This window comes from Candidatus Enterococcus willemsii (assembly GCF_009933335.1).
Classification (GTDB): Bacteria; Bacillota; Bacilli; order Lactobacillales; family Enterococcaceae; genus Enterococcus_F; species Enterococcus_F willemsii.
The window spans coordinates 1-7,177 of record NZ_MAEL01000056.1; the positions used below are offsets into that span (position 1 = coordinate 1).

Sequence of the window (7,177 nt, forward strand, 5' to 3'; positions counted from 1 at the left end):
AATTTTTTTCATAAAAATTTACTTTCAAACAAAAAATTTGATTGTGTAGAAAGAAGAACAAACTAATGCCTAATAAGAAAGCATAGATAGGTCCTATTAATAGAAAACCTAGCAAAATCCCTACCGTCAGTAAAAGATGCAAAACAACAAACCTCGGAAACTTAAAAAACAAATAGAATACTGCAATTAAACGTGTTCTCACCCCCTTTTCGTCATTTAATAGGGTTTGATAAATAAATAATAAGAGAATAAAGTAGCTTGCAATAAGTAACGAATAGGACAAAATATATCCATAAGGTTTATCTATCCTAAAGAAAAACCAAATATCAAACACCAATAAGAAACTATAAATACTTAGTAAAAATGTCCTCTTACGGGATTGCTGAAGATGTGTTTGAAATATATGTCGATATATAGAGAAGACCTTTTCTCCGTGTGTCTGCTGACAACGATGAATAGTCAGCAATAAACTTTGACTAGCACGCACAATTGTGACTATCGGCAACGCATGTAACAACCAGATAAATTGTAGCGCGATGAGCTTAGGCACCCAGTAGGTTACCGCAAAAACAAATCGTTCACTGTAAGCTTGTAACTTCATCCTTTCGTCCCTCCAGTCAAGTCCATTCCTTCAATAAAGTATCGTTGAGCGAAGAAGAAGAGTAAGACAGTTGGTAATAAAACAATGGTTGCACCTGCCATTAAGTAATTCCATTGTGTAGTTGATTGATTTTGAAACACTTGTAAACCAATTTGTAACGTATATTTCTTTTGATCTTGAATATAAAGTAATGGACCTAGAAAATCATTCCATGCGCCGTTAAACGAGTTGATTGCAATCGTAATGAGTGCTGGTTTGGTCAATGGAACCATCAAATGACTCCAAATATAAAGATGATTTGCCCCATCAATTTCTGCTGCTTCAATCAGTTCATTGTTAATCGACATATAAAATTGCCTCATCAAAAAGATATTAAAAGCATTTCCGAAAAAAGAAGGTACAATTAACGGCAAATAGGTACCTACCCAGCCGATTTTAGAAAATACAACATATTGCGGAATCATTGTTACAAATCCAGGAATCATCATGGTAGAAAGAACAAGCGCAAATAAAATATTTTTCCCTGGGAAATTTAACTTCGCAAAACCGTACGCAATGAAAGAGTTTGATAAAACATTCCCAATAACTACTAATACCGTGATAAACAATGTATTTTTAGCATATTGCCAAAAAGGAAATGCTCGTATCGTTTCTAAATAATTTGACCAGACAAATGTTTCAGGGAAAAAGGTGGGTGGAAAACGGACAACTTCTTCCATTGGCTTCAATGAAGTAAAAACCATCCAAAGTAAGGGCACTAATAAAATACCGCCAATCAGAAGCATTAATAGTAAACCAACGAATTTTTTCCCTTGCTTAGCTACTTTTTTTGATTGCATCATTTGTTTCCACCTCCTGAATAATAAACCCATTGAGGTGCTAATTTTAGATTAATGAACGTCAGTACTAAAACGATGACAAATAACACCATCGACATTGCCATTGCATAACCCATATCAAAAGCAACAAAGGCTTTATTCCACATATGCAAATTATAAAAAAGCAACGAATTCGCTGGACCACCAGTTCCATTTTTAGTCATGACATATGCTTCTTGGAAAATTTGAAATGAACCGATTGTAGATGTGATAATATCGTAAAAAATGATAGGTGTAATCAATGGCAAGGTAATATTCTTGAATTTTTTCCAAATACCTGCACCATCAATTTCTGCAGATTCATAAAGAGTATTCGGTACATTTTGCAAGGTTGCTAAGTATAGAAGCATAGCTCCTCCAGCACTCCATAACTTCATTAGAATTAAGGCTGGTTTTGTCCACTGTGGGTCAAACAACCACGCAGGTCCTTCAATATGAAACCAAGCTAAGAAAGTATTGATTAATCCTGAAGAAGGAGACAATAACTGCATCCATAAAATATAGACAGCAACCCCCGATAAAATCGCTGGAAGATAGAAAATTGTACGAAAAAAGCTGATTCCTCGCATTTTTTGATTTAAAATAGTCGCTAGGAAAATACTCATTAGCGTAGTTAAAGGTACCGTAAAGATAACGAAATAAATCGTATTGTATAAAGATTTCCAAAACAAATCATCTGAAAAAAACATTCTTTTGAAATTTGCTAACCCGATAAAATTCATTTTGGACGTTAGATTATAATCTGTAAAGCTTCCTATAATGGAGAAAATCATAGGTCCTAGCATAAAGACAAGAAACCCAATAATAAAGGGAAGAACAAAGACATATCCCCAAAAAATTTCTTTTTTTCGACGTTGAGACATTTTCTTACGCATAAACAATTCCCTCCTTACAGCAGGCGCTGCAATAAATATTTGCAGCGCACTACCTCATTCGCATTAATTGTTTTGATCCACTAATTTCTCGACCGCTTTTTGCGCATCTTCTAACCCTTCTTCTGGTTTTTTAGTACCTAACAAAATTTGATCAATTTGTTCGTTGACTAAATTAGCAAAATCAGGCGCTTTTAGTGGCGCTGGTGTCAGAACGGTATTTTTAAATTGCTCATCTGCAACTTGATAAACCATTTGCCCATCTTCTGATAGCTCGCTACTATTGATTAAGTTTTCGTTTGCTTCGCGATTGGCCATAATGTCAAAGCTTTTTTCGCCAAATTTTTCTTGTACTTCAGTTGATGTTAAATAATCAATAAATTTGTAGGATGCTTCTGGATTTTTGGCACCATACGGAACTTCTAACACAAATCCGCCGCCCCAAGTCCAGTGTCCTTCCCCCTTTTCTTTTTCTGGCAATGGTATAATACCAAATTCAAAGTCTTCCGGTGCATTACTCACCAAATTAGAATAATAATTGATATTTTGTGCAACCATAGTAACTAGACCTGAAACAAAAGGATCTGATACCCCCGAACCAAATTCAGCTTCATAACGATTGATTGTGTCTTTACCATAATGTTCTTGCCATTTTAAAATCCAATCGAATAAATCTACTTTATTCGGTGTGTCAATTGCTACTTTGTCACCATCGAACCAACCAGTTCCTCCATCAGCGTTCACCGCCCATATATCAGGACTAATATTCCACAGCGGATAGAAACCAATTCGTTCATAAGCATTTCCTTTTTTGATGTCTAATTTTTGAGCAGTGGTTTCTAATTCTTCCCAAGTTGTTGGAAGTTCCTTCTCTTCTATCCCCGCTTCACGAAAAATCTTTTTATTATAGAAAATGACATACGTATCTGTATTAAACGGAATACCATACGTGTCTTTTCCATATAAACCTGCCTCCCACAATTGTGGATAAAACTTATCTGACGTATCTTTGTCAATAAACTCTGTTAAATTAACTGACTGTTTCGCTTCTGCTCGTTGGGCAACAGAATTAATATCTTGCACAATCACATCTGGCGGATTTCCAGCCGTAATCGCAGACAATGATTTCGTCCAAATATCTCCCCACGGCTGATAACTATACTTCACTTCAATTTCGTTTTGAGAATCATTAAAGTCTTCAATAATCTCTTCAATTACTTCTCGACGCATGCCAGACCCCCAAAATGACCAAAAATCAAGCGTAACCTTTTCAGTTTCGTCTCCGCTTGAAGTGCTCTCTCCCTTATTTTTCCCATCTCCACATCCAGCAAGTAACAATAATAAAGAAATGGTAAAAACTAGAACTTTACTCTTTTTCATGTTTTCATCTCCTTCTTTTGTTTGCGTTTACAAAAAAAGCATAGCATACTTTGTTTTTTCAAAATTATCAAAAAAAGGCCTTCTGTGGTCTGATTATTGACATCGTCTTGTAAGTAGCAACTTTTCTCCTACTTTTCAATTAAACTTTTATTAAAATCCGAATGACATTGCTTCGCCATCTCCTTTTTTCTATACAGAAGTGCCTTTTTGTCGTGTATTTTTCAGCAAATGAAGCTGCCTTCTCTTTCAGTTTTTATCCCACACTGGATAATCGTTCCAAACCTACTTTTTATCAAGCAAAAACATACTATAATGAATATGCTTGTCCTTTTACAATTGAATAAATAAAAAATGAAGAAAGGAGAAACTAGCATGTTCTATGGCATTTCTTCTAATGCTTGGCTCAAACGAAAAATCCTCTATATTTTAGAAGAAGAAAATCGTTTTATTCCGAGTAACGAATTAACTCAGCTTGTAAATAGTTGTAGCCAATCCACCATTAAAAAGATTTGTCGTGAATTACAAGAAGAAATAAAGAGTACCTATCCAACAGGATTAATTGAATTGATCATTAGTCAACGCCAAGGGATTAAACTTGTAAAACAATCGTTTACAACCTGCCAAAAATTACTTTCAAATATTTTTTCTGTTGAATTGGGTTATGAAATTTTATATACATTGTTAACTAAGAGAAAAATTTCCATGTATGAATTTTGCTCCACACACTTTATCAGTGAATCTCAAGTAAGGCGTAAAATAAAAGACATTAATCTCTCGTTAAAAAAACACAAAATAAAAATTAGTTTATCCCCTTATTTGTTTATTTATGGATCTGAAAATAAATTACGTTCTTTTTTCTTTTCATTTTTGTTTAAAATTCATCGACAATTTTCTTACATGCAAGAAATACCTAATAAAGAACAGATACTGACACTGGCAAAAGAAATTGCAACTTATCTCGCCATTGACAATGTCAAGTACCTTGAAATTCTATCTTTGTGGTTATTTATCATTGATACCACTCAAAAAAACAAGCAACATTTACACTATACCGAGGACGAACGACGAATCATTGATACACTCTCAATCCCGCAATGTCCACCTTTTTTAGCTCACTGGAGACAAGAGGACTGGGAATACCTCATTCTTTCTATCTATTGTTCTGATATTATTACAATGGACTTGGAAATAAATTTAAAAAATATAAACACTATCTTATCTTTAGAAGACATTACCAATTGGATAAGTTTATTTGAAACTCATTTTGTGATGCTTTCAAAAATCGAGCGTCTTTTTGTTTATAAAAAGTTTTTAAAACAATTTTTGACTAGCTCTTTTTTTATAACCAACGAAGAAATACTGAATGAACATCCAGCTAGTTTTATTAACGAATTAGCGGATTTATATCCTTTTTTTGTACTAAGATACCAAAAGTTTTGGCAATCATTTATCGAAAAAGCACCCCAAAATCTATATCTCAAAGAACAAAGTTTGCTGTTATGCTTTCATTTAGTTCCGAAAGAAATATTTCTGCCAAAAGTTAATATATATATTCATTCTGATTGCACGCTTTTGTATACTGAATATCTTCAATTCAGAATCTCTGCCAAATTTCAGAACAAATATATGATTTCTTTCACTTCAGAAATTGACACTGCCGATCTCATCCTCAGCACCACTTCTTTTGAAGACACCACACAACCTCCTTCTAACTTAGGCTTTTTAATTCCGATTATCTCTATTAACGAGAAATTATCTGAAAGTGATTTTGAACTAATTGAAAGCCATTTATCGACAATTACAGCGAAACATTTAAAACAAAAAAGCTTTTATTTATAAAATTCAAAAAATAAAAAACGAACTTTATGTTAAATAGAGTTCGTTTTTTTGATTAGAGTTAAGTCTGTAATTAAATATTAGAGAAATCACGTGTACTGCATAAATTAACTATATTGGATGTTACATTTCGAAAATGCAAGCACGTACCGATATTTCAATCCGTATAACCTATGCAGGTTGTAACTAAATTCGGTCAATACAGTTTCTGAACTAATCACAATTTCAATCCATACAACCTATACAGGTTGTAACTCTATAACAGAAAATGATGATTAGTGGTGTTGGTATTTCAATCCATACAACCTATACAGGTTGTAACCAGGTCATAAAGCAATGCTGATTGAGGAGTAAAAAAATTTCAATCCATACAACATATACAGGTTGTAACGTTCTTTCCCTAAAAGCAACTTAACTACTTTTGATAATTTCAATCCATACAACCTATACAGGTTGTAACAAAATGGCTATTGACCCTGTGACAGATGGAATTAAATTTCAATCCATACAACCTATACAGGTTGTAACAACTTCCGGCATCATTCCCATACCTGTTTCAAACATTTCAATCCATACAACCTATACAGGTTGTAACGAAACATCGTTGCTGTATGGGTGGAGGAAGCTGCTATTTCAATCCATACAACCTATACAGGTTGTAACCTTCGTGATTGAGCAATCCTTTGACGTTCTCAAGATTTCAATCCATACAACCTATACAGGTTGTAACCTGTAGTTGCCGATTGAGCATGTCCACCATCCAGAATTTCAATCCATACAACCTATACAGGTTGTAACAGTAAGAACTACATCGAATTCTTTTCGGTCACGAGATTTCAATCCATACAACCTATACAGGTTGTAACGTTGAACAAGTACAAATGATTTTCAATAGTTGGATTTCAATCCATACAACCTATACAGGTTGTAACCACGGTTGCGTTTCCGCAATATATTGAATGGAGTATTTCAATCCATACAACCTATACAGGTTGTAACGTCTTCTACCAATTCGAGTTGGGATATCAATTCTTATTTCAATCCATACAACCTATACAGGTTGTAACATCATACCTGGTATAGCTACGTTTAAAGCTTGTCCATTTCAATCCATACAACCTATACAGGTTGTAACAGGCACACGAAAGAACGGGAACCTAGTGCCATTTATTTCAATCCATACAACCTATACAGGTTGTAACCAACTCAAACTTCCCCTTCTCGATTTTGTAAACAGATTTCAATCCATACAACCTATACAGGTTGTAACCTTGATCTCTACAACATGTAAAACAGTCGAATATTATTTCAATCCATACAACCTATACAGGTTGTAACTATGAGGATAACGACCAATTTGTCTCTTTAGTAGACATTTCAATCCATACAACCTATACAGGTTGTAACAAAACTTCGAGACAAGTACAAGATTACCCCAACCATTTCAATCCATACAACCTATACAGGTTGTAACATGGAGTTGTTATCTCTGGTGGTACCATTGCAGAATTTCAATCCATACAACCTATACAGGTTGTAACACAGCATTATCCTCACCTAACGAGCCAAACAAACTAATTTCAATCCATACAACCTATACAGGTTGTAAC

Annotated in this window: 5 protein-coding genes and 1 CRISPR repeat array; of the genes, 1 reads left to right on the top strand and 4 read right to left on the bottom strand. The window is 34.2% G+C overall.

Going from position 1 to position 7,177, the window contains the following annotated elements:
* The 4 genes from BAU17_RS12715 to BAU17_RS12730 all read right to left on the bottom strand — a co-directional run.
* Positions 1-601, bottom strand: a 601-nt coding sequence (locus BAU17_RS12715) for a YesL family protein (RefSeq protein ID WP_161903206.1), incomplete at its 3' end; no start/stop codon positions are given.
* The gene (locus BAU17_RS12720) at positions 598-1,443 is read right to left on the bottom strand and encodes a carbohydrate ABC transporter permease (RefSeq protein ID WP_161903207.1); all 846 of its coding nucleotides are present in this window, start codon (positions 1,441-1,443) and stop codon (positions 598-600) included. The genes BAU17_RS12720 and BAU17_RS12715, both read right to left, overlap by 4 nt.
* Positions 1,440-2,354, bottom strand: coding sequence for a carbohydrate ABC transporter permease (locus BAU17_RS12725; RefSeq protein WP_161903208.1), 915 nt, complete (start codon positions 2,352-2,354; stop codon positions 1,440-1,442). Before BAU17_RS12725 ends, BAU17_RS12720 begins: the two co-directional genes overlap by 4 nt.
* 63 nt (positions 2,355-2,417) lie before the next feature.
* Positions 2,418-3,731 (bottom strand): ABC transporter substrate-binding protein, encoded by a 1,314-nt coding sequence (locus BAU17_RS12730; RefSeq protein WP_161903209.1) that lies wholly within the window; start codon positions 3,729-3,731, stop codon positions 2,418-2,420.
* Positions 3,732-4,103: 372 nt separating this feature from the next.
* On the opposite strand from BAU17_RS12730, the gene BAU17_RS12735 reads away from it, so the two are divergent.
* Entirely contained in the window at positions 4,104-5,570 is a 1,467-nt protein-coding gene (locus BAU17_RS12735; protein WP_161903210.1) for a helix-turn-helix domain-containing protein, read from the top strand.
* A gap of 151 nt (positions 5,571-5,721) precedes the next feature.
* Positions 5,722-7,177: direct repeats of the CRISPR family, unit length 33 nt; unit sequence ATTTCAATCCATACAACCTATACAGGTTGTAAC.

Coding starts and splice junctions, on each gene's coding strand:
- BAU17_RS12730 (WP_161903209.1), bottom strand. CDS start 3,731: ATGAAAAAGAGTAAAGTTCTAGTTTTTACCATTTCTTTATTATTGTTA.
- BAU17_RS12725 (WP_161903208.1), bottom strand. CDS start 2,354: ATGCGTAAGAAAATGTCTCAACGTCGAAAAAAAGAAATTTTTTGGGGA.
- BAU17_RS12735 (WP_161903210.1), top strand. CDS start 4,104: ATGTTCTATGGCATTTCTTCTAATGCTTGGCTCAAACGAAAAATCCTC.
- BAU17_RS12720 (WP_161903207.1), bottom strand. CDS start 1,443: ATGATGCAATCAAAAAAAGTAGCTAAGCAAGGGAAAAAATTCGTTGGT.